Raw genomic sequence first — 1778 nt, forward strand, 5'->3', positions numbered from 1 at the left:
TGCGTGATGGCCTGGTTGATCTGCTCGATGCCCGAGGTCTGCTCCTGGCTCGCTGCGGTGATCTCGCCCATGATGTCGGTCACGCGGCGCACGCTGCCGACGATCTCTTCCATCGTGCGGCCCGCCTCGGCGACCTGCTTGCTGCCTTCCTCGACCTTCTCCACGGAGTCGCCGATGAGGGTCTTTATTTCCTTGGCTGCCGCTGCAGAGCGTTGCGCGAGGCTGCGGACTTCGGATGCGACGACCGCGAAGCCGCGGCCCTGCTCGCCGGCCCGGGCTGCTTCCACCGCCGCATTCAGCGCCAGGATGTTGGTCTGGAATGCGATGCCGTCGATCACGCCGATGATGTCCACGATCTTCTTGGATGACGCGTTGATCGAGCCCATGGTGTCGACCACCTGCGACACGACACTGCCACCCTTCACCGCCACTTCCGAAGCAGACACGGCCAGCTGGTTGGCCTGACGTGCGTTGTCCGCGTTCTGCTTCACCGTCGAAGTCAGCTCCTCCATCGAAGCAGCCGTCTGCTCCAGCGAGCTAGCCTGTTCCTCCGTACGCGACGAAAGGTCCTGGTTGCCCGAGGCGATCTGCCCCGAAGCCCTGGCAATGGTTTCGCTCGAATCCTTGATCTTCCCGACGATCGAGGTCAGCTGCACCTGCATCTGCTTGATGGAATGCAGCAGGCTGCCGTCACGCGCGGCGTCGGCCTCCACTGCCAGCGACAGGTCGCCGTCGGCGATGCGGCCGACCACGTCGGCGGCGTACTGCGGCTCGCCGCCGAGTTGCCGGCCGATCAGGCGCGCCACCACCACGCCCAGCCCCACGCTGACCACGATGCCGGCCAGCGCCAGCACCAGCATCATCAGCCGCGAGGTCTTGTAGGTGTCGTCGGCATGCTCCGCACGCGCGCGCGCCAGGTCCTTGCTGTGCGCGACCATGCCCTTGAGCACTTCTTCCAGGCCGCGCGATTCCTTCAGCAGGCGCGCGCTGTCCTCGGTCACCTGGTTGTCGAACTGCGAGCTGTCCAGCGGCTGCTTGTTCACCAGCGCCACGAAGTCGTTCATGTGCTTGCCCAGCGGGCCGACCAGGCTTTCGAACTGGCTGAAGAGCTTCGTGCCTTCCTCGGTCTCGCCGAAGAACGACTTGACCTCGGCGGCGCGCGACGAGAGGCTTTCCATGGAAGCCTTGAGCTCGTTCGCACCCGCGTTGCGCTCGCCGCGCGTGCCGGCCGACAGCAGCGTCATCTGGGCGCGGCTGGCGTACAGCAGGTGGATGTTGGCTTCCTGCACGGCCTGCAGGGCGCGAAGCTCGTTGGCGTAGAGCTCTTCGGTCGAGGCGCTGATGCGCCCCATGTGGAAGATGCCGAGCGCGCTCACCGCCGCGCCGATGGCGGCGACCACGAGAAAGCTGAGGATCAGCCGGACGGTGACGCGAAGATTCTGGAACCACTGCATGTCTTTTTCTCCGATTTGTGCTGCTGCTTATGCAGTGAGTGCCAGCCGATGCGCCGGGACGGCAGCGCGGCTGCCTTCCAGGCGAAACACGCCGACCACCTGCGACAGGCTGCTTGCCTGCTCCTGCAGCGATTGAGCTGCCGCCGAAGCCTCTTCGACCAGCGCCGCGTTCTGTTGTGTGACCTGGTCCATCTGCGTGATGGCCTGGTTGATCTGCTCGATGCCCGAGGTCTGCTCCTGGCTTGCAGCGGTGATCTCGCCCATGATGTCCGTCACGCGCTTCACGCTGCCGACGATCTCGTCCATGGTGCGGCCGGCTTCTTC

2 protein-coding genes are annotated in these 1778 nt (G+C 65.4%); both read right to left on the reverse strand.

Annotated elements, in window-relative coordinates:
• Positions 1-1454, reverse strand: a 1454-nt coding sequence (locus AC1RVW_RS30775; RefSeq protein ID WP_493204519.1) for a methyl-accepting chemotaxis protein, incomplete at its 3' end; no start/stop codon positions are given.
• A 27-nt stretch (positions 1455-1481) separates the two neighbouring features.
• A partial coding sequence (locus tag AC1RVW_RS30780) for a methyl-accepting chemotaxis protein (RefSeq protein ID WP_493204521.1) occupies positions 1482-1778 on the reverse strand: 297 nt, incomplete at its 5' end.

This window comes from Variovorax sp. MPBD4-3 (genome assembly GCF_058809745.1).